The organism is Streptomyces sp. NPDC028298, assembly GCF_055565895.1.
The window spans coordinates 186,176-209,708 of the sequence record NZ_JBVHTL010000004.1; the positions used below are offsets into that span (position 1 = coordinate 186,176).

Here is a 23,533-nt window from a genome sequence, read left to right on the forward strand (position 1 = left end):
ACCGATGTCTCGACTCAGCCGCGAACAGAAGCGGGAACTCAAGCGGCAGCGCTCGACGGCCGGTGCCGGGGGGCAGCCGGCCGCGGGGATGACGCCGATCGAGGTACACGTGCCGGCGTCCGCGGACGCCGGGGCGGCGCCGGGCACCCCGGGCACCGCGGGGGTGGCGGGGATGCAGGGTTGCGCCACGGTCGGCGGGATGCCGGTCGTGGCCGCGCCCGGCGAGACGGTCCAGGGCGCGATCCTGAACTACCTCCACCGCCTCGCCCTGGCCACCGGCCACCCGGTGCTGGCCAGCATCCACGACGAACGCATCGGCTTCGTCGTACCGCTCCAGGTCCACGTCGACGGCTCCAGCCGCTACACGGCGGAGCCGGTCCGCGTGGCACCCCCGGCCCACCCCGAGGGGCGCCCGAGCCTCCCGACCCAGAGCCGCCCCCCGCAACCCCCGGCTCCGGCCCAGCACTCCCAGCCCCAGGCTCCTGACCAGCGCTCCCAGCCCCAGGCTCCGGAGGGGCGTTTCCAGGCCCCGGCCCAGGAGCGCCGCCCGCAGCCTCCGGCACCGGCGCGGCACCCGCAGTCTCCGGTCTCGGAGTACCGCCCGGAGCCCCGGACTCCGGAGCAGCACCCGCAGTCCCAGCCGCCGGTCCAGGGGCAGCGCCCGCAGGCGCCGACCTCGGAACAGCGTCCGCAACCGCCGGCTCAGGAGCGCCCGGGACATCCGGTCGCCGATGTTCCGCGGGCGCCGGTCCAGGGAGCGTCGCAGCCTCCGGCTCCGCGGCGTCCGGAGGTGCCGGCTCCGCCGGTTCCGTCCGCCCCGGTGTCCACCGAGGCGCCGGTCGCTCCGCGCCGGGACAAGGCGACGTACGTTCTGCGTGCGGTGCCGGACCCGGAAGCGCGACCGATCCCGGGATCGGAGGGCGAGACCCCGGCGACGACGTCCGAGGCGGCACCCGCGCCCGCACCGGCGTACCCGCCAACGGCACCCCCCGCGCCGCAGGCCCGCCCGGAGTTCGCTCCGGAGTCGCGGCCCGCGCCCGTGCGCAGGCCGGAACCGGCGGTGACGGCGGAGTTCGTACCCCAGCCCGCGCCCGAGTCCCAGACCCGCCCGGAGTCGCAGCCCGCGCCCGTACCTCAGTCCGCGCCCGCGCCGCAGGCTCGCCCGGACTCGCAGCCCGCACCGGCGTGGAAGCACGAGCCGGCGGTACGCCCGGACTTCGCCCCGGAGTCGCGGCCCGCGCCCGTGCGCAGGCCGGAACCGGCGGTGACCGCCGAGTTCGTCGTGCCGCAGCCGCAGCCGCAGCCGCAGTCCCAGAGCCAGCCCGGGTCCGTGCCGCAGGCGCCCCCGGCGTCCGCGCCCGGCGTGCCGCAGGCCGCTCCTGCCCCCGCCCCTGCGGATTCGGGCACGGGCGCCGGGACCGGTCCGGTGAGCGGCGGTGCTGTCGCCCTCGCGGCCGGCCCCGCCGTCGGCCCCGCTCCGGTGCCCCCGGCCGAGGCCGCCGAGCCCGGTGCTCCCACGCCGTCCACCTTCGTCCTGCGGGCCGTACCGGAACCGAGGCCGTTGCCCGGGGCCGCGTCGACGCGGGTTCTGCGGGCGGTGCCGGAATCGGCGGCCGCCGATGTGCCCGCCCCGACGGGGGAGTTCGGCCCGGCCCCGGTGACCGGTTCCGCGCCGGAGCCGGAGCGTGCCCCCGAACCCGAGGCGGTCGCCCCGGAACGGAAGCGGGCCTCCGCGGCGGAGGCCCTGTCGCTGCTGGGCCCGGAACCGGACCCGGACCCCAAGCCCACTCCCGCCCGCGGCTTCGACGCCGTGGCCGAGGCGGTGCTCGCCCCGAGTCCTCAGGGGCCGGCCGCGGAACGGGACGCCGCGTCGGCGTTCCTCGCCGAGCCCGTCGCGCGGATCAACGAGGCCGTGAAGATGGGCCGTATCGAGGCCGCCGCGGGGATGGCGGAGCGTGCCGTCGCGGAGGCGGCGCAGTCGCTGGGCCAGGAACACCCCGAGGTGCTGAAGCTGCGCGAGCTGACCGCGTACATCGCCTACCTGGCCGGTGACGCGCTCAGGTCGTTCCATCTGTCGCTGGATCTCGCGAGGGTCCGCCGGCGCCACCGGGACGCGGGGGCCGCCTACGGCAACGTCCAGAGCGCGGCCGCCGCGTGGCGCGCCGTCCGGGATCCCCTCCAGGGCCTGCACCTCGGGCGGGACCTGATCGGACTGTGGACCGAGCTCGCGGCCGACGACGGTCCCGCCGCCGACGACCTCGAACAACTCGAATCGGCCCGCACCCGCATGGTCCGCCTCGCGGAACGCGCCCGTCTCGCGGCGGACAACCCGTACACCCGGACGCCCCGGGCACACGGCGAGTGAGGAGAGTGGCGGTCGGGCCCCCGTACACGGGTCCCGGCCGCCTGGTGGTCGTCCGGGCGTGCGGCCGTCCGCCCGGCTTCAGCCGCACGCCCGCCCGGGCCACTCGCCCGATCGCCCGGCCGGCCAGGCCACCCGCCTCAGTGGACGCAGAACTCGTTCCCCTCGGGGTCCGTCATCACGACCCACTCGCCCGCCGGTTCCTTCACCTCGCGCAGTACTCCGGCACCCAGTGACTTGAGGCGCTCGACCTCGTCGGCGCGGCGCCCCTCGCCGGGGTGCAGGTCGAGGTGGAGCCGGTTCTTCTGCGTCTTGGGCTCGGGCACGCGCTGGAAGAGCAGGCGCCGCCCGAGGCCGGTGCCGCGTTCCTTGTCGTACGGGTCCTCGGGATGCCGTACGGCGATCAGGTCCCGGAAGGCCGGGCGGCCGTGGAAGTCGACGGTGGCGTCGGCCGGCAGGGCGCCGAGGCCCAGCAGCCCCTCGATGAAGGCGCTGTTGTCCTCGACCGTGTAGCCGAGCGCGGCGGACCAGAAGTCGGCCTGCGCGTGCGGATCGGCGGCGTCGATGACGAGTTTCCAGTGGACGGGTGCGGGTGCGGGCACGGGATTCGGCGTCATGACCCACTCATAGTGGCTGCCCGGCCACAGGGGCAAGGTCACTCGCCGGACCACCCTCGTGTCGTACGAGCCGGCCCGGCCCTCACCGCTCGTACGAGCCGGGCCGGCCCTCACCGCGCACCGGGGCGAGCCCTCCGGCTCAGCCCCGGCGCGGCCGTCCGTTCCTCACGAGGTGCCGTGTGCACCCGTCCGGCCGGCGGAGCCGACGGTGCCGGCGGCGATCCCCGCGGCCTCGGTCGCGGTACCCGCGGCGACGGCGGCGATCTCCGTGACCTCGGCGGCAGGCCCCTGGACCTCGGGAAGTCCCTGGACCTCGGAGAGTCCCTGGGTCTTCGCCGCGAGGGCCGACTCCCGCAGGGCCCGCGCGCCCCGGCGCGCGTTCCGCAGCGCGTCGAACGTCAGGAGCGACAGCGCGAGCCACACCAGCGCGAACCCGGCCCACCGCTCGGCCGGCATGGCCTCGTGGAAGTAGAAGATGCCGAGCAGGAACTGGAACACGGGCGCCATGTACTGGAGCAGGCCCAGGGTGGACAGCGGCACGCGGATCGCGGCGGCGCCGAAGCAGATCAGCGGGATCGCGGTGACCACACCGGTCGCCGCGAGCAGCGCGCCGTGCCCCGGTCCCTGCGCGGCGAACGTCGCGTCGCCCCGCGAGCCCAGCCACACCAGATACGCCAGCGCGGGCAGGAACTGGATCGTGCTCTCGGCGGCGAGCGATTCGAGGCCGCCGAGGTTGACCTTCTTCTTCACCAAGCCGTACGTGGCGAAGGAGAAGGCGAGACAGAGGGAGATCCACGGCGGGCGGCCGTAGCCGATCGTCAGGACCAGGACGGCCGCGGCGCCGACACCCACGGCGGCCCACTGCACCGGCCGCAGCCGCTCCTTGAGGAGCAGCACGCCCATCGCGATGGTGACCAGGGGATTGATGAAGTAGCCGAGCGAGGCCTCGACGACGTGCCCGGAGTTGACCGCCCAGATGTAGACGCCCCAGTTGACGGTGATGACCGCCGCCGCCACCGTGATCAGCGCGAGCTTGCGCGGCTGCCGCAGCAGTTCGCCCGCCCAGGCCCAGCGCCGCATCACCAGCAGCAGGACCCCGACCACCGCGAGGGACCAGACCATCCGGTGGGCGAGGATCTCGATGGCTCCGGCGGGCTTCAGCAGCGGCCAGAACAGGGGGACGAGCCCCCACATCCCGTATGCCGCGAAGCCGTTCAGCAGTCCTATGTGCTGCTCGCCTCTCGACTTCCCGGCCACCGGCGTCTCCTTCTCCCACGGTCTCGGACGTCTGCCGCGTCCCGCGGCCCGGAGCTCCCGTGCGGTCGGGGAACTTCCGTGCAGCATGAAAGAAGGTAGCGCCGCACACCCCTGCCTGTCATGCCCGTATCGCCATACGGTCATGACAGGCAGGGGTGCCCGTTCCGGGAACCCGGCACCGGGGAGGGCGCCGGGCGTCGCCCAGGTCTCAGCCCTTCAGCGCCGCCGCGACCGCCTCGGCGATCGGCGTGGTGGGACGGCCCGTGAGCCGGGACAGGTCGCCGGGGGTGCCGGCGAGCTCGCCCTTCTCGATGGAGGCGTCGACGCCCGCGAGGATCCCGGCGAAGGCCTCGGGCAGCCCGGCGCCGGTCAGGATGGAGGCGAAGGCCTCGGGGGAGACGGGGTTGTAGACGATCTCCTTGCCGGTCTGGCGGCTCAGCTCGGCGGCGTACTCGGCGAAGCCCCACGCCTCGTCGCCGCTCAGCTCGTACGTCTTGTTCTCGTGCCCCTCGCCGGTCAGGACCGCGACCGCGGCGGCGGCGTAGTCGGCGCGCGCGGCGGAGGCGACCCGGCCCTCGCCCGCGGCCTGGACGACGGCGTCGTGCGCGAGCGCCGGGGCGAGGTTCTCGGTGTAGTTCTCGTGGTACCAGCCGTTGCGCAGCAGCGTGTAGGGCACTCCGGAGGCGAGCAGGACCTCCTCGGTGGCGCGGTGGTCGTCGACGAGCGCGGCCGTCAGGCTCCCGGGGGCGCTGGTGTAGGCGAGCAGCGCGACCCCGGCGGCCCCGGCCGCGTCGATGACGACGCGGTGCTGTCCCACGCGGCCCTTGTCGAACTCGTTGCCCGAGATCAGCAGGACCTTGTCACCGGCCGCGAAGAGGCCGTCGAAGGTCTCGGGGGTGTTGTAGTCGGCGACCGCGAGCCGTACGCCGTGGGCCGCGAGGTCGGCGGCCCTGGACTCGTCCCGCACGACGGCGGTGATCTCCTCGGCGGGGACCTTCTCCAGCAACTGCTCGACCACGTGACGGCCGAGGTGTCCGGTGGCTCCGGTGACGACGATGCTCATGGCGTACATCTCCTTGTGGGGTGCGGATGTCACTCACCCTAGGAGCTGCACTAACTGTTGGAAAGTACCCACCTTGAAGTAAGGTGCCCACCTCGACGTAAGGTACCCACTTTCGAGTAAGGTGTCGGCATGGCCGTAAGCAGCGTGAAGGCAACGGACGGGTACGACGCCGACGAGGCGATGTGCCCCTACCGCCTGGTCCTGGAACACGTCACCAGCCGCTGGGGCGTCCTCGTCCTGATCGAGCTCCTGGAGCGTTCGTACCGCTTCAGCGAGCTGCGCCGCGCGATCGGCAGGGTCGGGAAGGGCGTCAGCGAGAAGATGCTCACCCAGACCCTCCAGACCCTGGAGCGCGACGGGCTCGTCCACCGCGACGCCAAGCCGGTCATCCCGCCGCGCGTCGACTACTCCCTGACCGACCTGGGCCGCGAGGCCGCCGAGCAGGTGCGGTCGCTGGCGCTGTGGACCAGCGAGCGCATGGCCGACGTCGAGCGGGCCCGCGGCGCGTACGACGAAGCCCGGGGACGCGCGCCCCGGGCCTCGTAGAACCGTCCGCGGACGGGGTCAGCCGACGACCGTCCAGGTGTCGCCGCCGGCGAGGAGCGCGGCGAGGTCGCCCTTGCCGTTCTGTTCGATGGCGGCGTCGAGCTGGTCGGCCATCTGTGTGTCGTAGACCGGCCGGTCGACCGCGCGGAACACCCCGATGGGGGTGTGGTGCAGGGTGTCGGGGTCGGCGAGCCGGGACAGCGCGAACGCGGTGGTCGGCGACGCGGTGTGCGCGTCGTGGACCAGGACGTCGGCCTCGTTCTCCGGGGTCACGGTGACGACCTGGAGGTCGCCGGTGCGCGGGTCGCGGACCACGCCGCGGGAGCCGTCGGCGCCGAAGCGGATGGGCTGTCCGTGCTCCAGGCGGATCACCGCCTCCTCCGCGGACTGTCTGTCCTTGAGGACCTCGAAGGCGCCGTCGTTGAAGATGTTGCAGTTCTGGTAGATCTCCACCAGGGCGGTGCCGGGGTGGGCGGCTGCCTGGCGCAGCACGTCGGTCAGGTGCTTGCGGTCGGAGTCCACGGTCCGGGCCACGAACGAGGCCTCCGCGCCGATCGCCAGCGACACCGGGTTGAAGGGGGCGTCCAGGGAGCCCATCGGCGTCGACTTGGTGATCTTGCCGACCTCGGAGGTCGGGGAGTACTGGCCCTTGGTGAGACCGTAGATCCGGTTGTTGAAGAGCAGGATCTTCAGGTTCACGTTGCGGCGCAGCGCGTGGATGAGGTGGTTGCCGCCGATGGACAGGGCGTCGCCGTCGCCGGTGACGACCCATACGGACAGATCGCGGCGCGAGGAGGCGAGGCCGGTCGCGATGGCGGGCGCGCGGCCGTGGATGGAGTGCATCCCGTAGGTGTTCATGTAGTACGGGAAGCGGGACGAGCAGCCGATGCCCGAGACGAAGACGATGTTCTCCTTCGCCAGGCCGAGTTCGGGCATGAAGCCCTGGACGGCGGCGAGGATCGCGTAGTCACCGCAGCCGGGGCACCAGCGCACTTCCTGATCGGACTTGAAGTCCTTCATGGACTGCCTGGCGTCGGCCTTGGGGACCAGGGAAAGCGCCTCGATCGTGCCCGGGCCTTCCGTTGACGTGTCAGCCATCGATGGCCTCCTTGAGAGCTGTGGCGAGCTGCTCAGCCTTGAAGGGCATGCCGTTGACCTGGTTGTACGAGTGCGCGTCCACCAGATACCTGGCCCGCACGAGGGTGGCGAGCTGGCCGAGGTTCATCTCGGGGATCACCACCTTGTCGTAACGCCCGAGCACCGCGCCCAGATTCCGCGGGAAGGGGTTGAGGTGGCGCAGGTGCGCCTGCGCGATGTGCTCCCCGGCGGTACGCAGCCGGCGGACCGCGGCGGTGATCGGCCCGTACGTCGAACCCCACCCGAGGACAAGGGTGTCGGCCGCCGCCTCGGTGCCCGCGGTCGGGTCGTCGACCTCCAGGTCCGGGACGTCGATGCCGTCGATCTTGGCCTGCCGGGTGCGGACCATGAAGTCGTGGTTGGCGGGGTCGTACGAGATGTTGCCGCTGCCGTCCTGCTTCTCGATGCCGCCGATACGGTGCTCGAGACCGGGAGTTCCGGGGACGGCCCAGGGGCGGGCGAGGGTCTGCGGATCGCGCTTGTAGGGCCAGAAGACCTCGGTGCCGTCGTCCAGCGTGTGGTTCGGTCCCTGGGCGAACTGCACGCGCAGATCCGGGAGTTCGTCGGTCTCGGGGATGCGCCACGGCTCGGAGCCGTTGGCCAGGTAGCCGTCCGACAGCAGCAGGACGGGCGTCCGGTACGTCAGCGCGATCCGGGCCGCCTCCATCGCCGCGTCGAAGCAGTCGGCCGGGGTGCGTGGCGCGACGATCGGCACCGGGGCCTCGCCGTTGCGCCCGTACATCGCCTGGAGCAGGTCGGCCTGCTCGGTCTTGGTCGGCAGGCCGGTCGAGGGGCCGCCGCGCTGGATGTCGATGACGAGCAGGGGCAGTTCGAGGGAGACGGCGAGCCCGATCGTCTCCGACTTCAGCGCCACACCGGGACCGGACGTCGTCGTCACGGCGAGCGAGCCGCCGAACGCCGCGCCCAGCGCCGCGCCGATGCCCGCGATCTCGTCCTCGGCCTGGAAGGTGCGCACCCCGAAGTTCTTGTGTTTGCTCAGCTCGTGCAGGATGTCGGAGGCCGGGGTGATGGGATAGGAGCCCAGGTACAGCGGCAGATCGGCCTGCCGGGAGGCGGCGATGAGGCCGTACGACAGGGCGAGGTTCCCGGAGATGTTGCGGTAGGTGCCGGTCGGGAAGGCCGTCGACGCGGGCGCGACCTCGTAGGAGACGGCGAAGTCCTCGGTCGTCTCGCCGAAGTTCCAGCCCGCCCGGAACGCGGCGAGGTTGGCGGCCGCGATGTCGGGCTTCTTGGCGAACTTGGTCCGCAGGAACTTCTCGGTGCCCTCGGTCGGCCGGTGGTACATCCACGACAACAGACCCAGCGCGAACATGTTCTTGGAGCGCTCGGCCTCCTTGCGGGAGAGCTCGAAGTCCTTCAGCGCCTCGACGGTCATCGTCGTGAGCGGGACGGGGTGGACGTTGTAGCCGTCCAGCGAGCCGTCCTCCAGCGGGCTGGTCGCGTAGCCGACCTTCTGCATCGCCCGCTTGGTGAACTCGTCCGTGTTGACGATGATCTCGGCCCCGCGCGGCACGTCGGCGATGTTCGCCTTCAGGGCCGCCGGGTTCATGGCCACGAGGACGTTGGGCGCGTCGCCCGGCGTCAGGATGTCGTGGTCGGCGAAATGCAGTTGAAACGACGAAACGCCCGGCAGTGTGCCTGCGGGCGCGCGGATCTCGGCGGGGAAGTTCGGCAGGGTCGAGAGGTCGTTGCCGAAGGAGGCAGTCTCCGAGGTGAAGCGATCGCCGGTGAGCTGCATACCGTCACCGGAGTCCCCCGCGAACCGGATGATGACCCGGTCGAGCCGGCGGACGTCCTTCGCCCCCGGCGGTTTGCGCTGTTCTCCTACGACGGCTTCGTCGGCCTGTTCCGTTGGGCTGCTGACCTTGCTCGTCACTGAACTGGACCTCCTTTGAGGCGGCTGTCCGGGAGTGGCCTTCCCGCAGACCCTTCCTTTTTCAACCCTACGTCGGTAAGGGTCGCCTTCCTTAGGCCATTCGCATGATGGACGCTGTGGTGAGACGTCCTGACATACTGATGTGTCACGATTTTTCCCGCCCCTGGCCCCTTCCTCGAAAGACGTTCCCCGCTCACCCTTTGGTTCTGCTCGACAACTGACAGACTGTCAGGTCGTCATGAGTTCAGGTATGTGAGGACGGCCAGAACACGCCGATGATCCCCGTCACTTTGTGACAAGCCCAGCTTCTGGAAGATGTTGCTGACGTGCTTCTCCACGGCTCCGTCGCTGACCACGAGCTGGCGGGCGACGGCGGAGTTCGTCCGGCCCTCGGCCATGAGCCCGAGGACCTCCCGCTCCCTGGGCGTCAGCCCGGCCAGCACGTCCTGTTTGCGGCTGCGGCCCAGCAGCTGCGCCACGACCTCCGGGTCGAGCGCGGTGCCTCCCTGGGCCACCCGCACCACCGCGTCCACGAACTCGCGGACCTCGGCGACCCGGTCCTTGAGCAGATAGCCGACGCCACGGCTCGATCCGGCCAGCAGTTCGGTGGCGTACCGCTCCTCGACGTACTGCGACAGCACGAGCACACCGAGTCCCGGATGGGCCTTGCGAAGCTGCACGGCCGCCCGCACGCCTTCGTCGGTGTGCGTCGGCGGCATCCGTACGTCCGCAACGACGACGTCCGGCAGCGCGTCCTGCGCCGCGAGGTCGGTGATGGTCTTGATCAGCGCGTCGCCGTCCCCGACCCCTGCCACGACATCATGCCCGCGGTCGGTCAGCAACCGGGTCAGGCCCTCCCTGAGCAGCACTGAATCCTCGGCGATGACCACCCGCACCCTGTCCTCCACGATTTCTCGGTCCCCCCAGAGCCCGCCCCCGGCCGCCCCCGGCTCCACCGGGTTCGTGCCCGTTCGTACGACAGCCCCCAGCATTCCAGCATTCGGATCCGGATGCGCCCGGGCGACGGGAAGAGGCACGTCGCCTACCCCGGTGGGGTAGGCGACGATCCCGCTGCACCCCGGTGGGGTACGCGAGGCGATCCGACTTCTTCACCCCAGTGGGGTACATGGGGCGATCCCCCCTCGCCCCGGAGCGGAACTGGGGCGGTCCGGCTTTGCCCCGGTGGCGTGCGTGCGGACGCCCGGCGGCCCCCGTGGGGTTGCCCGGGCCGGCACGGACCTCGCGGCGCGCGGGGACCCCGGTGGAGTGCACCGGGGTCCCCGCGCGCGTGCCGTGGAGTCTCAGCCCCGCCAGGGCAGCTCCGCCGTGATCCGGGTGGGACCGGCCGGCGGCGAGTCCACCACCAGGATCCCGTCCACCGCGTCGAGCCGTTCCGTGAGCCCGGCCAGGCCCGACCCCTCGGTGACGTCCGCCCCGCCGACCCCGTTGTCGCCGACCTGGATCATCAGCCGGTTCTCCACCCGCCACACATCCACGGTCGCCCGCGTCGCACGGGAGTGCTTGCTGATGTTCTGCAGCAGCTCGGAGACGGTGAAGTAGGCGATCCCCTCGATCGCCGGCGCCGGCCGCACCGCCAGATCCACTTCCACCTGCACCGGAACCGTGCACCGCGAGGCCACCGCGGACAGCGCGGCGTCGAGCCCGCGGTCGGTCAGCACCGCCGGATGGATCCCCCGCGCGAGATCCCGCAGCTCCTGCAACGCCGTCTTGACCTCGCCGTGCGCCTCGTCCACCATCCGTGCCGCCGCCTCGGGGTCCTCGGCCAGCTTCTCCTTCGCGAGCCCCAGATCCATCGCCAGGGCGACGAGCCGGGCCTGCGCCCCGTCGTGCAGATCGCGCTCGATACGGCGCAGATCGGCGGCCGCCGTGTCGACCACGACCCCGCGGTCGGACTCCAGCTCCACCACGCGCGTGGCCAGCCGCGAGGGGCCGAGCAGCCCGGTCACCATCACCCGGTCCACGGTCGTCAGCGCCCGCACGATCCACGGCGTCGCCATCGTGAAGAGCAGCCCCACCAGCGCGGTCACCGTGATCTCGAACGGGTTGTCCAGATAGATCGAGTGCGTGCTGTCGCCGTACAACTGGAGCCCGTCCTGGCCGCCGTACATCGGGAAGACCCAGAACCACAGCGGATACGTCAGCAGCGCCCAGCCGTACACCCAGAAGTTCACCGCGACGACGAAGGAGAACACCGACCACGGGAACTGCACCACCGCGTACAGCAGATGCCGCCACGACGTGCCGCTCTTGAGCACCGCGCCCATCCACGCCATCGCCCCGTGCTTCTGCACCCGCAGCGGCTCGGGCTCGGCCACCTCGACCCCGAGCAGGCCGCGCGCCCGCGCCCGCTCCAGCGAGCCGAGACCGCGGCAGCCGGCCAGCGCGGCGGCGAGCACCGGAACGCCCAGGAAGGTGATCAGCAGGCCCGCGCCGAGCGAGACCATCGTCACGGCGAACGTGAACAGGAGGATCCCGAGCGGCAGCCCCAGCAGCACGTAGCCGAACTCGCGCCACGTGCGGGCCTCGAACGGCGCCCGCAGCGGGGCCGGGAGGCGGTGCCGCGGCCCGGCGGCGCCCGCCTCGTCGAACCGGGACCCGCCGCGGTGCCCGTATCCGTGTCCGTACTCCGTGGCCATCGGTCCGTCCGTTCTCTCGTCTCGTCCTGCGCCTCGACCTGCTCCGCGAGCCGGCTGCTTCCTCTTCTTCCAGCGTGCCGTTCGGCAGGCCCGGGGGACATGCGGCGGATCGGCGTCTTGAACGGGGGGTTTTCCCTACCCCGGCGACCCCGGCGACCCCGGCGACCCCGGCAACCCCGGCGGCCGAGGATCTCCATCGAGTGAACCTCGCCTCGTACGGACGCTCACCGGACGGCCTCGTTCTGGCGGTCCCGCCACGGCAGTTCGGCCGTGATGACCGTCGGGCCGCCCACCGGCGAATCGACGACGAACAGCCCGTCCACCGCGCCGAGCCGGTCCGCGAGCCCCGCCATGCCCGTACCGCCGTCGACACCGGCCCCGCCGCGGCCGTCGTCCCGCACCTGGATGAGCAGGCGCTCGTCCGTCCGCCAGACGTCCACCGAGGCCGATCTCGCCCCGCTGTGCTTGCTGACGTTCTGGAGCAGCTCGGAGACCGTGAAGTACGCGATGCCCTCGATGGCGGCGGCCGGCCGCGACTCCAGTTCGGTGGTCACCTTCACGGGCACGGTGCACCGCGAGGCGATCGCGGACAGGGCGGCGTCCAGACCCCGGTCGGTGAGGACCGCCGGGTGGATGCCGCGGGCCAGATCGCGCAGTTCCTGGAGGGCGAGCTTCACCTCGCCGTGCGCCTCGTCCACCATCGACGCCGCGGCGTCCGGGTCCTCCAGGAGCTTCTCCTTCGCCAGGCCGAGCCCCATCGCGAGATTGACGAGCCGGGCCTGCGCCCCGTCGTGCAGATCGCGCTCGATACGGCGCAGATCGGCGGCCGCCGTGTCGACCACCACCCCGCGGTCCGACTCCAGTTCGGCGATACGCCGCTCCAACTCGTCGGAGGGCGACAGCAGTCCGCGCACCATCGCCCGGTCCACGTTCGTCAGCCCGCGCGCGATGAACGGCAGCACCGGCCACAGCACGAACAGCGACACGAGCGTCACCGTGAAGGTGGCGATGCCCCAGGGCAGCCGTATCAGGTCGTACAGCACCGCCCGCCAGCCCACCGGGTCCTTCAGGCTCGACCACAGCCAGCCGAAGAAGCCGGTCCGGCGCACCGGCAACGGGCTCGGCTCCTCGATCCGCAGCCCCAGCAGCCGCCGCGCCCGCCCCCGCTCCAGCTTGCCCAGTTGCCGCGAACCCCGCAGTCCCGCCGCCAGCAGCGGCAGTCCCACGACGGTCACGGCGAGCCCCGCGCCCGTGGCGAGCATCGTCACCACGTACACGAACCCGATGATCGAGGCCGGCAGATTCGCCAGGAGATGGGCGATCTCCCTCCACGTCCCCGGATCCAGGGCGGGACGTACGGCGGGCGGCCGGTCACCGTCGGACGGGGCGTCCGGCGGAGCGGCGGGCGGGATGCGTTCGGTCATATCCGCTAGCCTGCCCGGCGGCGCGCCGCCGCGCCATGAGGTGGGCCGCCGCGATGCACTGGGGATAACCCCACCCCCAGGAGGAACGTGTTCACACCGTGAGACGTGAACACGTCACCGACGGCCGAGGGATGGTCGAGGCGTGACGGGCTGCTTACGCTCTCTTTAGCAGGCCCTAGACTCCCGTCCGTACAGATCGTCGAACATGGCGCATCACAGAGTGCGCGACGGCGCACGACGGGGCGCAACGAGGTCAGGGAGTGAGGGGCTGACGTGCCGGAACCGACCGTTGTCACGGCGACCGGGGCCGTCGTCGCGGCGGACTACTTCCAGTCCTACTCGGTCGTCGGACTGCTCGCCGTCGTCGGCGTGCTGTTCGTCGCCGTCGCCTTCGGAGCGGGCCGCCTGCTGCGCCCCGTCGTCCCGACCCCCGAGAAACTCCTGACGTACGAGTGCGGCGTCGACCCCGTCGGCGAGGGCTGGGCCCACACCCAGGTCCGCTACTACGTGTACGCCTTCCTCTACGTCATCTTCGCCGTCGACTCGATCTTCCTCTTCCCCTGGGCCACGGTCTTCGCCGCTCCCGGCTACGGTGCCGCGACGCTCGTCGAGATGTTCATCTTCCTCGGCTTCCTGGCCGTGGGCCTGCTGTACGCATACAAGAAGGGCGTCCTGACATGGACGTGACCCCCACCGCCCCGGGGCAGCCGGCCCCGGTGCCGCTGCCCGAACCCAAGCGGCTCGGCGCGCTCGCCCGCCTCGCGCCCGAGCCCATGAAGGTCGTCCTGAACTGGGGCCGCCGCTACTCGCTCTGGGTCTTCAACTTCGGCCTCGCCTGCTGCGCGATCGAGTTCATCGCCGCGTCGATGGCCCGCCACGACTTCATCCGCCTCGGCGTGATCCCGTTCGCGCCGGGCCCCCGCCAGGCCGACCTGATGGTCGTCTCCGGCACGGTCACCGACAAGATGGCGCCCGCCGTCAAGCGCCTGTACGAGCAGATGCCCGAGCCGAAGTACGTCATCTCCTTCGGCGCCTGCTCCAACTGCGGCGGCCCGTACTGGGACTCCTACTCCGTCACCAAGGGCGTCGACCAGATCATCCCCGTCGACGTCTACGTCCCCGGGTGCCCGCCCCGCCCCGAGGCCCTGCTCCAGGGCATCCTCAAGCTCCAGGAGAAGATCGCCCGGGAATCGCTGGGGGAGCGCTACGGCACCGACTCCGCGCGCCCCTCCACCGCCGCGCTCCAGAGCGGCCTGGTGAAACCGCCGGCCCCCTCCGCGAGGAACGTCCCGGCCACGGATCCGGCCGCCCCCGGCGAGGAGGACCGATGACCGTCGGCTGGCTTCCCGGCCCCGCCGAGGACCTCTTCGGCCCCGACGCCACCGCCGAGGAGTCGTACGAGGTCCTGACCGTCGACGTGCCGCCGGCCTCCTGGATCGCGGCCCTGGAGACGGCCCGCGACACCCTGGGCTGCACCTACTTCGACTGGCTGAGCGCCGTCGACGAACCCGGCACGGGCTTCCGCGTCTCGGCCCACGTCGTGGCCCTGTCCCCGCTCCACCGCCTCCTCGTCCGCACGACCGTCCCGCACACCGCCCCGGCGCTCCCGTCGGCGGTCTCCGTCTACGCGGGTGCCGCCTGGCACGAGCGCGAGACCCACGAGATGTTCGGCGTGACGTTCGAGGGCCACCCCGGCCTCGACCCCCTGCTCCTGCCGGAGGGCTTCGAGGGCCACCCCCTCCGCAAGGACTTCGTCCTGGCCGCCCGTGTCGCCAAGGCCTGGCCCGGCGCGAAGGAGCCCGGCGAGTCCGAGCACGGTGGCCCGAAGCGCCGCCAGATGCTGCCGCCCGGCGTCCCCGACCCCAACGAGTGGGGCCCTCTCAAGGGCCAGCTCCCCCCGGCTCCGTCCCGCCCGGCCCGTGGCGCCGCCCGCCCCGCCGGCGACCGCCCGGTCCGCAGGACCCGCACGGCGGGGGAGGGCTCGGCGAGCCAGACGCCCGCCGCTCCGGCCGATGCGCCAACGGCCGCAGGTGCCGGCGCGGGCGCCACGGGAGCGGCCGCGGGGCCCGTCGCGGCGGGTGCGGCCTCCGGTGCCGAGACCGGTCGACCCGCACGCCGGTCCCGCAGCGTGAGCCAGGGCTCGGCCAGCCAGCGCACCGAGCAGCAGCCGTCTCCGACCCCTGCTCCGACCCCGACCCCGGCTCCGACCTCGCCGGCGACCGAGGGCGAGCCGACCGCTCCGGCCACACCGCCCGTCGGAAGGTCCGCCGCACCGCGCAGCTCGGACGCGCCGTGGCACCAGCCGAAGCCCGCGTTCGACGACTCGGAACCCAAACCGGACCGGCCGGAGCCCCAGCAGAAGGCGAAGCCCGAGCCGAAGCCGGAACCGTCGCCTGAGTCCGAGCCGGAGGCGGGGACCGCTCCGGCGCCCGAGGCGAAGACCGAACCGGCGTCCGAGTCTGAGCCGGAGGCTGGGACCGCTCCGGCCCCCGAGGCGAAGCCGAAGCCGGAACCGTCGCCTGAGTCCGAGCCGGAGGCTGGGACCGCTCCGGCGCCCGAGGCGAAGACCGAACCGGCGTCCGAGTCTGAGCCGGAGGCTGGGACCGCTCCGGCCCCCGAGCCGAGGCCGAAGCCGGAACCGTCGCCTGAGTCCGAGCCCGAGGCCGCGACCGCTCCAGCCCCCGAGCCGAAGCCCGAACCGGGAGCGAAGCCCGCCCCCAGCCCCGACGACACCTCCGGAGGTACGCAGTGAACGACGCTCTCGACGTCGCCCTACGCCTCCTCGTCGTCTTCGTCGTGTTCCTGACGTTCCCCCTGATCGTCGGCCAGACCGAGCACAAGGTGATGGCCCACATGCAGGGCCGCCTCGGCCCGATGTACGCGGGCGGCTTCCACGGCTGGGCCCAGCTCGTCGCGGACGGCGTGAAGTTCGCGCAGAAGGAGGACATCGTCCCCGCGGGCGCGGACCGGCGTATCTTCCAGCTCGCCCCCGCGGTGGCCCTGCTCCCGTACCTCCTGGTCCTCCTCGCCATCCCGATCGGCCCGGGCGAGGGCGCGGTCGGCGAGGTCGTCGACGCGGGAATCTTCTTCGTCCTCGCCGTCATGGGCGTGGGCGTCCTCGGCTCGCTCATGGCCGGCTGGGCGTCGGCCAACAAGTTCTCCCTCCTCGGCGGCCTGCGCACCGCCGCCCAGCTCCTCGCGTACGAGCTCCCGATGCTCCTGACCGCGGCCTCGGTCGCGATGGCCGCGGGCACGGTCTCGCTCCCCGGCATCGTGGACGCCTTCCAGTGGTGGTGGCTGCCCTGGCAGATCGTCGGCGCGATCGTGTTCTTCGTCGCCGGCCTCGCCGAACTCCAACGGCCCCCCTTCGACATGCCCGTGGCCGACTCCGAGATCATCTTCGGCGCGTACACCGAGTACACGGGCCTGCGTTTCGCCCTGTTCCTGCTCGCCGAGTACGCCGGGATCGTCGTCCTGTGCGGTCTGACCACCGTCCTCTTCCTCGGCGGCTGGCACGGACCCTGGGGCGCCGACGGCCTCGGCTGGGTCTGGACCCTGCTGAAGGCCGCGATCCTCGCCTTCGTCGTCATCTGGCTCCGCGTCACCTACCCCCGCCTGCGCGAGGACCAGCTCCAGAAACTCTCCTGGACCCTCCTCGTCCCCCTGTCCCTCGCCCAGATCGCCCTCACCGGCATCGTCAAGGTGGTGATCGCGTAACCATGGCCCCCATTCCTGGCTCCGGCCTCGCCAAGGGCCTGGCCGTCACCCTCCGCACGATGACGAAGAAGACCGTCACCGCGCAGTACCCGGACGTCCAGCCCGCACTCCCGCCCCGCACCCGTGGTGTCATCGCCCTCTTCGAGGAGAACTGCACCGTCTGCATGCTGTGCGCCCGCGAGTGCCCGGACTGGTGCATCTACATCGACTCCCACAAGGAGACGGTCCCGCCCGCCGCCCCGGGCGGCCGTGAGCGCAGCCGTAACGTCCTCGACCGCTTCGCCATCGACTTCTCCCTGTGCATGTACTGCGGTATCTGCATCGAGGTCTGTCCTTTCGACGCGCTGTTCTGGACTCCGGAGTTCGAGTACGCGGAGACGGACATCCACGAACTCACCCACGAACGCGACAAGCTCCGCGAGTGGATGTGGACCGTCCCGGCCCCGCCCGCCCTCGACCCCGGTGCCGAGGAGCCCAAGGAGATCGCCGCCGCCCGCAAGACCGCCGACAAACTCGCGGCCGAACAGGCGGCCCAGGCCGAGGCGTCCGGCCCGCAGGAGGGACAGTCGTGACCCTCGCAGCAGCCACGGCCACGGCGGCCCGCACGGCCACCACCGTCGCCGCCGAGCACCACGGCTTCCTCTCCCCGACCGGTGTCGAGATCGCCTTCCTCCTCGTCGGCCTGCTCACCTTCGGCGCCGCGATCGTCACCGTCACCACCAAGCAGCTCGTGCACGCCGCACTGTGGCTGGTGGTCGCCCTCGGCGGCCTCGCCGTCGAATACCTCCTGCTGACGGCCGAGTTCATCGCCTGGGTACAGGTCCTCATCTACGTCGGCTCCGTCGTCGTTCTCCTTCTGTTCGGTCTGATGCTCACCAGGGCCCCGATCGGCCGTTCCCCGGACGCCGACTCCGGCAACCGCTGGGCGGCCCTGGCCGTCGCCGTCGCCTCGGCCGGCACCCTGGTCTGGGTCGTCGTCGACGCGTTCCGCACGACCTGGGTCGATCTCGACGGCGCCGCCGCCGGTTCCACCGAGGTGACCGGCGCCAGCCTCTTCCAGAACTGGGTCCTCCCCTTCGAAGCGCTGTCCGTCCTCCTCCTCGCCGCCCTGGTCGGCGCGATCGTCCTCTCCCGCAAGGCGAAGGCGGACACCGCCGCGGCGACCACGTCGGCCGCCGGCCCGCGCGTCCCCGGAAGCCGCGACGGCAAGCAGGACAAGGAAGGTGTCCGCTGATGCACCTCGCCTATCCCGCCGTGCTCGCGGCCCTCCTGTTCTGCACGGGCCTGTACGGAGTCCTGGCGCGCCGCAACGCGATCCTGGTCCTCATGTCGGTCGAGCTGATGCTCAACGCCGTCAACCTGAACCTCGTCGCCTTCGACGTCTGGCTCTCCAAGGCCGCCCGCGACACCCTGCACTCCGGCCAGGCCCTGACCCTGTTCACCATCGCCATCGCCGCCGCCGAGATCGGCATCGGCCTGGCGATCGTCCTCGCCGTGTACCGCAACCGCGGCACCTCGGACATCGACAAGCTCCGCGACACCGCCGAGGGCCACGGCCCCGACGACCCCGACGCCCCCGCGGCCGAGAAGGCTGAGGCCACCGCGTGACCACGACCACCCTCGCCGTCCTCGTCCCCCTCCTTCCGTTCCTCGGTGCCGTCGCCGGACTCCTCCTCGGCCGCACGGCCCCGGGCTTCGTGCGCCCGCTCGCCGTCCTGCCCGTCCTCGCCTCGCTCGCCCTCGCCGTGACGGTCGCGGTCGACCAGGGCGGCGGCCTGGCCATCAACTCGCACACCGAACTCACCCCGACCGGCTCGGTCCCCATCGAACTGGGCCTGCACATCGACGGCTTCGCCGCCCTCGTCGCCGTACTCGTCGGCGTCGTCGCCACCTGCGTGCAGATCTACTCGACGGGCTACCTGCGCGACGACCCGCGCTACCCCTCGTACGCCGCCCTCGTCTCCCTGTTCACCTCCGCCATGCTGCTCGTCGTCTACTCCGGCGACCTGATGGTGCTGCTGGTCGGCTGGGAGATCATGGGCATCTGCTCGTACTTCCTGGTCGGCCACTACTGGGAGACCCCGGAAGCCCGCGCCGCCTCGCTCAAGGCCTTCCTGGTCACCAAGCTCGGAGACGTCCCCTTCCTCATCGGTCTGTTCGCGCTGGCCACCGACGCCGGCTCGTTCCGGATCACCGCGGTCCTCGGCACCGTGGCGAGCGGCGGACTGCACCACCCGACCGTCGTCGCCCTCCTGCTCCTCGCGGGCGTGGCGGGCAAGTCGGCGCTGTTCCCGCTCCACACCTGGCTGCCCGACGCGATGGCGGGCCCCACACCCGTCTCCGCGCTGATCCACGCCGCGACGATGGTCGCCGCGGGTATCTACTTCGTCGCCCGTCTCCTTCCCGTCTTCCAGGCCTCCGCGGCCGCGATGGTCGTCCTCGCCGTCATGGCCGGCGTCACGATGGTCGGTTCGGGGCTCGCGGCACTCGCCCAGGACGACATCAAGCGGGTCCTCGCCTACTCGACGATCGGTCAGCTCGGCTACATGGCCGGTGCCCTCGCCGTCGGCGACCGCGGTGCCGCCGTCTTCCACCTCCTCGCGCACGGCGCCTTCAAGGCGCTGCTGTTCCTCGCCGCCGGCGTGATCATCCACGCCTCCGGCACCAACTCGCTGGCAGCCATGTCCCGTATGAAGGACCTGCGCCTGCGCGTCCCCGACGCCTTCTGGACGATGACCGTGGCGCTGCTCGCGCTCGCCGCGATCCCGCCCTTCAGCGGCTTCTTCTCCAAGGAGGCCGTCCTCGGCGCCGCCGAGCACGTCGCCACCGGTCACACCGAGCAGGCCCCCGGTGCCTCGGGCTGGATCGTCCTGGTCACCGGTCTGGTCACCGCCGTCCTCACCGCCGCGTACGCGACCCGGCTGTGGCTGCTGGCCTTCCGCGGCCACGGAGCCGAGGCCCCCGACCACGGCAGGCAGCCGGTCACCATGACGGCCGTCCTGTGGGTGCTCGCCATCCCCTCGCTCGCGTTCGGCCTGGCCTTCGGCCCGCTGCCCGACTGGTTCGACGGACGTGACCTGACGCCGGTCCTCGCCACCTCGGTGCTCGGCACGGGACTGGCCCTGGTCGGCGGGATCGTCACCTACGGAGCCTGGCGGCACACCACGGCCCTGGCGTCCCGCGTCCCCCTGGGCGCGGTCGCGGCTCACCCGGACGCCGACGCCGGACGGGTCGAGGCCGAGGCCATCGCCTCCCACGAACCCGCCTACGGAGACGTCGCCCAGGCCCCCGACCCGGCGGACCCGGGCCGGCTGCTGCTCGGCCCGCTGCACCGGCACGCGGCCGTCGGGTTCCACCTCGACACCGTGTACTCCGTGCTGTTCGTCCGCCCGGTCCAGGCCGGAGCCACACTCGTCCGGTTCCTCGACCGAGAGGTCGTCGACACCTACGTACGCGGCGCGGGCGCCCTACCCCGCTGGCTCGGCACCGCCGTACGGCGTGCGCAGACCGGCAATGTGCAGACCTATGTGAGCGCGCTGCTCGCCGGCACCGTCGTCCTGGTGGTCGCCGCCGTCCTCGTCGCCACGGGAGCGTGAGCAGGCGTGATCGATATCAGTGAATCCGTGATGCAGATTCTTCTCGCGTTGATCGTGGTCGGCCCGCTCATCGGCGCCGCCGCCGCCCTCCTCCCGGCCCCGCCCGGACTGAAGGGGAAGTCGCCCGAGCAGGCGGTGCTGCGGCACGGTGTGATCGTCACGGGCGTCGTCCTCATCGCCGCGATCGTCCTCGCGTTCGGCTTCGACCACGACCACCCGTCGAAGATGCAGGCCACGACGGACATCAGCTGGATCCCCGCACTCGACGTGCGGATCCACCTCGGCGTCGACGGCATTTCCCTCCCCCTTCTGGTCCTGACCGCGCTGCTGACCTTCCTCTGCGCGCTGTACTCCTACTTCAAGATGCCCGCGGGACCGACCCCGAAGGCGTTCGTCGCCCTGCTGCTCGTCCTCGAGTCCGGCACACTCGCGACCTTCGCCGTCCTCGATCTGCTGCTGTTCTTCCTCGCGTTCGAGACGGTGCTCATCCCGATGTACTTCCTCATCGCACGGTGGGGAGGCGCCCAGCGCCAGGCCGCGGCCTGGAAGTTCATCCTCTTCACCCTGCTCGGTTCGGTCGTCATGCTGCTGGGCCTGCTCCTGATCGGAATCAAGGCGGGCACATTCGACATGGTGGCACTCGCCACTGACAACGGCCGCGGCTTGAGCACATCCGTGCAGGTCACCGCCGTTCTGGCGATCGGCCTCGGGCTCGCGGTGAAGACGCCGATGTGGCCGCTGCACAGTTGGCTGCCCGACGCCCACACCGCCGCCCCGACCGTCGGCTCGGTCCTGCTGGCCGGCGTCATGCTGAAGATGGGCACGTACGGGTTCGTCCGGATCCTGCTGCCCATCACACCCGACGGATTCCGGACCTTCGCCCCCTACCTCGCCGCGTTCGCCGTGGTCGGGATCATCTACGGTTCCCTGGCCTGCCTGGCCCTCGCCAAGCAGGGCGCCAAGGGCGACCTCAAACGGCTCATCGCCTACTCCTCCGTCGGCCACATGGGCTTCGTCCTGCTCGGCATCTCGACCATGACCCCGACCGGCGTGAACGGCGCGCTGTTCGCCAACATCGCGCACGGCCTCATCACCGGCCTCCTCTTCTTCCTCGTCGGAGCGCTGAAGGACCGCACGGGCACCACCGACCTCGACAGCCTCGCCGAGGAGTCCGGCGCCGCTCTCTACGGCAAGGCACCGCGCCTCGGCGGCCTCCTGGCCTTCGCCGCCGTGGCCTCGCTCGGACTGCCGGGCCTCGCCGGGTTCTGGGGCGAGATGCTGGCGATGTTCGGCGCTTTCGAACCCGCGGCCGGCCTCAGCCGTGGCGCCTATCTGACGTTCATGACGATCGCCGCGTTCGGCACGCTGCTCACCGCCGCGTACATGCTCATCGTCGTACGCCGTGTCTGCATGGGCGCGACACCGCGGGAGGCGCCGAAGCTCGCCGACGTCCAGACCTACGAGTTCGCCGCCTGGACGCCGCTCGTCGCCCTCACCGTCGCCGCCGGTCTGTGGCCCCGGGCCCTGCTCGGTCTGACCGACCCGGCCGTCCAGCAGCTCCTCGCAGGAGGCACCCGATGAGTTCCCTGGTCCAGTCCGTCGACTGGCTCGCCATCGCGCCGCCCACCCTCGCGGCGGTCGTCGGACTCGTCGTCCTCGTCGCCGACCTCTTCATCGGCGAAGCGCGCAAGGCCGTCCTCGGCTGGACGTCCGTGGCGGGCCTCGCCGCGTCGGCGCTGTTGCTGCTGCCCCTGCGCGACGGCGACCGGGCCACGTTCTGCCTGACCGGCGCCACCGACACCTGCAGCTACGTGGCCGACCGCTTCACCCTGGTGATCCAGCTCCTGGTTCTCGGCGGCGCGCTCCTCGTCGCCCTGCTGTCGGTCACCGCGCTGAAGGACGCCGACCGGGAACTCCCCGAGGGGGAGTACTGGTTCCTGCTGCTCTCCTCGGCCGCCGGCGCCGCCCTGCTGCCCGCCTCCCGCGACCTCGCGACCCTCATCGTCGCCCTGGAGGTCGCCTCGCTGCCCGCCTTCGCGCTCGTCGGCATCAAGCGCGGCGACAAGAAGTCCTCGGAAGCGGCCCTCAAGTTCTTCCTGTCCTCCGTCACCGCGACCGCGGTCAGCCTGATGGGCGTCAGCTTCGTCTACGCGACGACAGGCACCCTCTACCTCACCCGGATCGCGGACCGGATCCAGCACGTCGACGGGCAGTTCCACACCCTCGCCCAGACAGGCGTCGTCCTCACCCTCGTCGGCTTCGCCTTCAAGACGGCCGCCGTGCCCTTCCACTTCTGGGTGCCCGACACCTACGTCGGGGCGCCCCTGCCGATCGCCGCGTACCTGTCGGTCGTCGGGAAGGCGGTCGGCTTCTCCGGGCTCATCCTCGTCACCGTCGTCGCCTTCCCCTCGTACGCCGACGTCTGGGGCCCGGCCCTGGCGGCCCTCGCGGCCCTCACCATGACGGTGGGCAACGTCGGCGCCCTGCGGCAGCGGTCCACGCGCGCGTACAGCGCGGTACGGCTGCTCGCCTGGTCGTCCGTCGGCCAGGCCGGCTACCTCCTGGTCCCGATCGCGGCCGCCGCCTACTCCAAGGACGCCCAGCGGGCCATCGGCTCCACGGTCGCGTACGCCCTCATGTACGCCGCCGTGAACCTCGGCGCCTTCGCCGTGGCCGCCCTGGTGGCCCGCCGAAGCCCCCTGAACCGCATCAGCGACTACCGGGGCCTGTACGCCGAGAGCCCGCTCACCGCACTGGTCCTCGGCTTCTTCCTGCTCTGCCTCGCCGGCCTGCCGCCGGGCATCATCGGCCTCTTCGCCAAGGTGACCGTCTTCTCGGCCGCCGTCGACGCGGGGCTCGGCTGGCTGGCCGTCGTCATGGCCGTGAACGTCGTGATCGCGCTCTTCTACTACCTCCAGTGGACGGCGCTGCTCTTCCGCGCTCCCGAAGGCGAGCCGGGCACGCACCGCGCTCCGGTCCCGCTCACCGCGGCCATCGCCCTGACCGCCGTCCTCGGCGTAGTCCTGTCCGGGGCGCCCCAGATCATCCTCCGCTTCTCGGAGACCGCGCTCTTCTGAAGCACTCCTGCGAAGCACCACTCCCCGAGGGCCTCTTCGAGGGGCACGCGCGCGTGTGAACGGCCGTCCGAATCACCCGGACGGCCCACGCGCCAGGCAGTGCGCACAAGGGAACTAGTGCTTCCCGTCTGGCGTTGACCAGTACGGGAGGGTCCACTGAAGAGTGGAAGCAGAGCATCAGCA

Annotated in this window: 20 protein-coding genes; 12 read left to right on the forward strand and 8 right to left on the reverse strand. The window is 71.9% G+C overall.

The window, feature by feature from the left end:
• The first annotated feature begins 4 nt into the window (after window positions 1-4).
• The gene (locus ACZ4TO_RS19810; protein WP_468024876.1) at window positions 5-2,365 is read left to right on the forward strand and encodes a DNA polymerase III subunit gamma/tau domain-containing protein; all 2,361 of its coding nucleotides are present in this window, start codon (window positions 5-7) and stop codon (window positions 2,363-2,365) included.
• Between the two features lie 137 nt (window positions 2,366-2,502).
• On the opposite strand, the gene ACZ4TO_RS19815 is transcribed toward ACZ4TO_RS19810, so the two are convergent.
• The 3 genes from ACZ4TO_RS19815 to ACZ4TO_RS19825 all read right to left on the reverse strand — a co-directional run bounded on the left by ACZ4TO_RS19815 (window position 2,503) and on the right by ACZ4TO_RS19825 (window position 5,299).
• Window positions 2,503-2,979: a VOC family protein gene (locus tag ACZ4TO_RS19815; protein WP_385049335.1), complete on the reverse strand. Its 477-nt coding sequence runs from the start codon at window positions 2,977-2,979 to the stop codon at window positions 2,503-2,505.
• A 165-nt stretch (window positions 2,980-3,144) separates the two neighbouring features.
• Window positions 3,145-4,236, reverse strand: a complete 1,092-nt coding sequence (gene rarD / locus ACZ4TO_RS19820; protein WP_468024877.1) for an EamA family transporter RarD — start codon at window positions 4,234-4,236, stop codon at window positions 3,145-3,147.
• 208 nt (window positions 4,237-4,444) lie between these two features.
• Window positions 4,445-5,299, reverse strand: a complete 855-nt coding sequence (locus ACZ4TO_RS19825; RefSeq protein WP_468024878.1) for an SDR family oxidoreductase — start codon at window positions 5,297-5,299, stop codon at window positions 4,445-4,447.
• 129 nt (window positions 5,300-5,428) lie between these two features.
• On the opposite strand from ACZ4TO_RS19825, the gene ACZ4TO_RS19830 reads away from it, so the two are divergent.
• Window positions 5,429-5,845, forward strand: a complete 417-nt coding sequence (locus tag ACZ4TO_RS19830) for a winged helix-turn-helix transcriptional regulator (protein WP_382793965.1) — start codon at window positions 5,429-5,431, stop codon at window positions 5,843-5,845.
• An 18-nt stretch (window positions 5,846-5,863) separates the two neighbouring features.
• Here the strand turns inward: ACZ4TO_RS19830 and ACZ4TO_RS19835 are convergent, their stop codons facing one another.
• From ACZ4TO_RS19835 to ACZ4TO_RS19855, 5 genes are all read right to left on the reverse strand, one after another.
• Window positions 5,864-6,943, reverse strand: a complete 1,080-nt coding sequence (locus ACZ4TO_RS19835) for a 2-oxoacid:ferredoxin oxidoreductase subunit beta (RefSeq protein ID WP_382793968.1) — start codon at window positions 6,941-6,943, stop codon at window positions 5,864-5,866.
• Entirely contained in the window at window positions 6,936-8,879 is a 1,944-nt protein-coding gene (locus ACZ4TO_RS19840) for a 2-oxoacid:acceptor oxidoreductase subunit alpha (RefSeq protein WP_468024879.1), read from the reverse strand. Before ACZ4TO_RS19840 ends, ACZ4TO_RS19835 begins: the two co-directional genes overlap by 8 nt.
• Window positions 8,880-9,115: 236 nt before the next feature.
• Window positions 9,116-9,775, reverse strand: coding sequence for a response regulator transcription factor (locus ACZ4TO_RS19845; protein ID WP_351863173.1), 660 nt, complete (start codon window positions 9,773-9,775; stop codon window positions 9,116-9,118).
• 405 nt (window positions 9,776-10,180) lie between these two features.
• A complete protein-coding gene (locus ACZ4TO_RS19850) occupies window positions 10,181-11,536 on the reverse strand; it encodes a sensor histidine kinase (protein WP_468024880.1) in 1,356 nt (451 codons plus the stop codon).
• Window positions 11,537-11,760: 224 nt separating this feature from the next.
• Window positions 11,761-12,960 (reverse strand): sensor histidine kinase, encoded by a 1,200-nt coding sequence (locus ACZ4TO_RS19855; protein ID WP_468024881.1) that lies wholly within the window; start codon window positions 12,958-12,960, stop codon window positions 11,761-11,763.
• A gap of 273 nt (window positions 12,961-13,233) precedes the next feature.
• Between ACZ4TO_RS19855 and ACZ4TO_RS19860 the strand changes: the two genes are divergently transcribed.
• Genes ACZ4TO_RS19860 through ACZ4TO_RS19905 form a run of 10 tightly spaced genes read left to right on the forward strand, consistent with a single transcriptional unit; the run spans window position 13,234 to window position 23,350 of the window.
• Window positions 13,234-13,647, forward strand: a complete 414-nt coding sequence (locus tag ACZ4TO_RS19860) for an NADH-quinone oxidoreductase subunit A (protein ID WP_095936005.1) — start codon at window positions 13,234-13,236, stop codon at window positions 13,645-13,647.
• A complete protein-coding gene (locus ACZ4TO_RS19865) occupies window positions 13,638-14,291 on the forward strand; it encodes an NADH-quinone oxidoreductase subunit B (protein ID WP_468024882.1) in 654 nt (217 codons plus the stop codon). The genes ACZ4TO_RS19860 and ACZ4TO_RS19865 overlap by 10 nt, the downstream gene beginning before the upstream one ends.
• Window positions 14,288-15,712, forward strand: a complete 1,425-nt coding sequence (locus ACZ4TO_RS19870) for an NADH-quinone oxidoreductase subunit C (RefSeq protein ID WP_468024883.1) — start codon at window positions 14,288-14,290, stop codon at window positions 15,710-15,712. Before ACZ4TO_RS19865 ends, ACZ4TO_RS19870 begins: the two co-directional genes overlap by 4 nt.
• The gene (locus ACZ4TO_RS19875) at window positions 15,709-16,677 is read left to right on the forward strand and encodes a complex I subunit 1/NuoH family protein (RefSeq protein WP_382793988.1); all 969 of its coding nucleotides are present in this window, start codon (window positions 15,709-15,711) and stop codon (window positions 16,675-16,677) included. The genes ACZ4TO_RS19870 and ACZ4TO_RS19875 overlap by 4 nt, the downstream gene beginning before the upstream one ends.
• Window positions 16,678-16,679: 2 nt before the next feature.
• Window positions 16,680-17,249, forward strand: coding sequence for a NuoI/complex I 23 kDa subunit family protein (locus ACZ4TO_RS19880; protein ID WP_382793991.1), 570 nt, complete (start codon window positions 16,680-16,682; stop codon window positions 17,247-17,249).
• Window positions 17,246-17,911 carry an NADH-quinone oxidoreductase subunit J family protein gene (locus tag ACZ4TO_RS19885; protein WP_382793994.1) on the forward strand — a complete coding sequence of 222 codons (666 nt, stop codon included), beginning with the start codon at window positions 17,246-17,248 and terminating at the stop codon, window positions 17,909-17,911. The genes ACZ4TO_RS19880 and ACZ4TO_RS19885 overlap by 4 nt, the downstream gene beginning before the upstream one ends.
• Window positions 17,911-18,285, forward strand: a complete 375-nt coding sequence (gene nuoK, locus ACZ4TO_RS19890) for an NADH-quinone oxidoreductase subunit NuoK (RefSeq protein ID WP_266761664.1) — start codon at window positions 17,911-17,913, stop codon at window positions 18,283-18,285. The genes ACZ4TO_RS19885 and nuoK overlap by 1 nt, the downstream gene beginning before the upstream one ends.
• Window positions 18,282-20,273: an NADH-quinone oxidoreductase subunit 5 family protein gene (locus ACZ4TO_RS19895; protein ID WP_385049304.1), complete on the forward strand. Its 1,992-nt coding sequence runs from the start codon at window positions 18,282-18,284 to the stop codon at window positions 20,271-20,273. Before nuoK ends, ACZ4TO_RS19895 begins: the two co-directional genes overlap by 4 nt.
• A 6-nt stretch (window positions 20,274-20,279) precedes the next feature.
• The gene (locus tag ACZ4TO_RS19900) at window positions 20,280-21,854 is read left to right on the forward strand and encodes a complex I subunit 4 family protein (RefSeq protein WP_468024884.1); all 1,575 of its coding nucleotides are present in this window, start codon (window positions 20,280-20,282) and stop codon (window positions 21,852-21,854) included.
• Window positions 21,851-23,350, forward strand: a complete 1,500-nt coding sequence (locus tag ACZ4TO_RS19905; RefSeq protein WP_468024885.1) for an NADH-quinone oxidoreductase subunit N — start codon at window positions 21,851-21,853, stop codon at window positions 23,348-23,350. Before ACZ4TO_RS19900 ends, ACZ4TO_RS19905 begins: the two co-directional genes overlap by 4 nt.
• Window positions 23,351-23,533 lie beyond the last annotated feature (183 nt).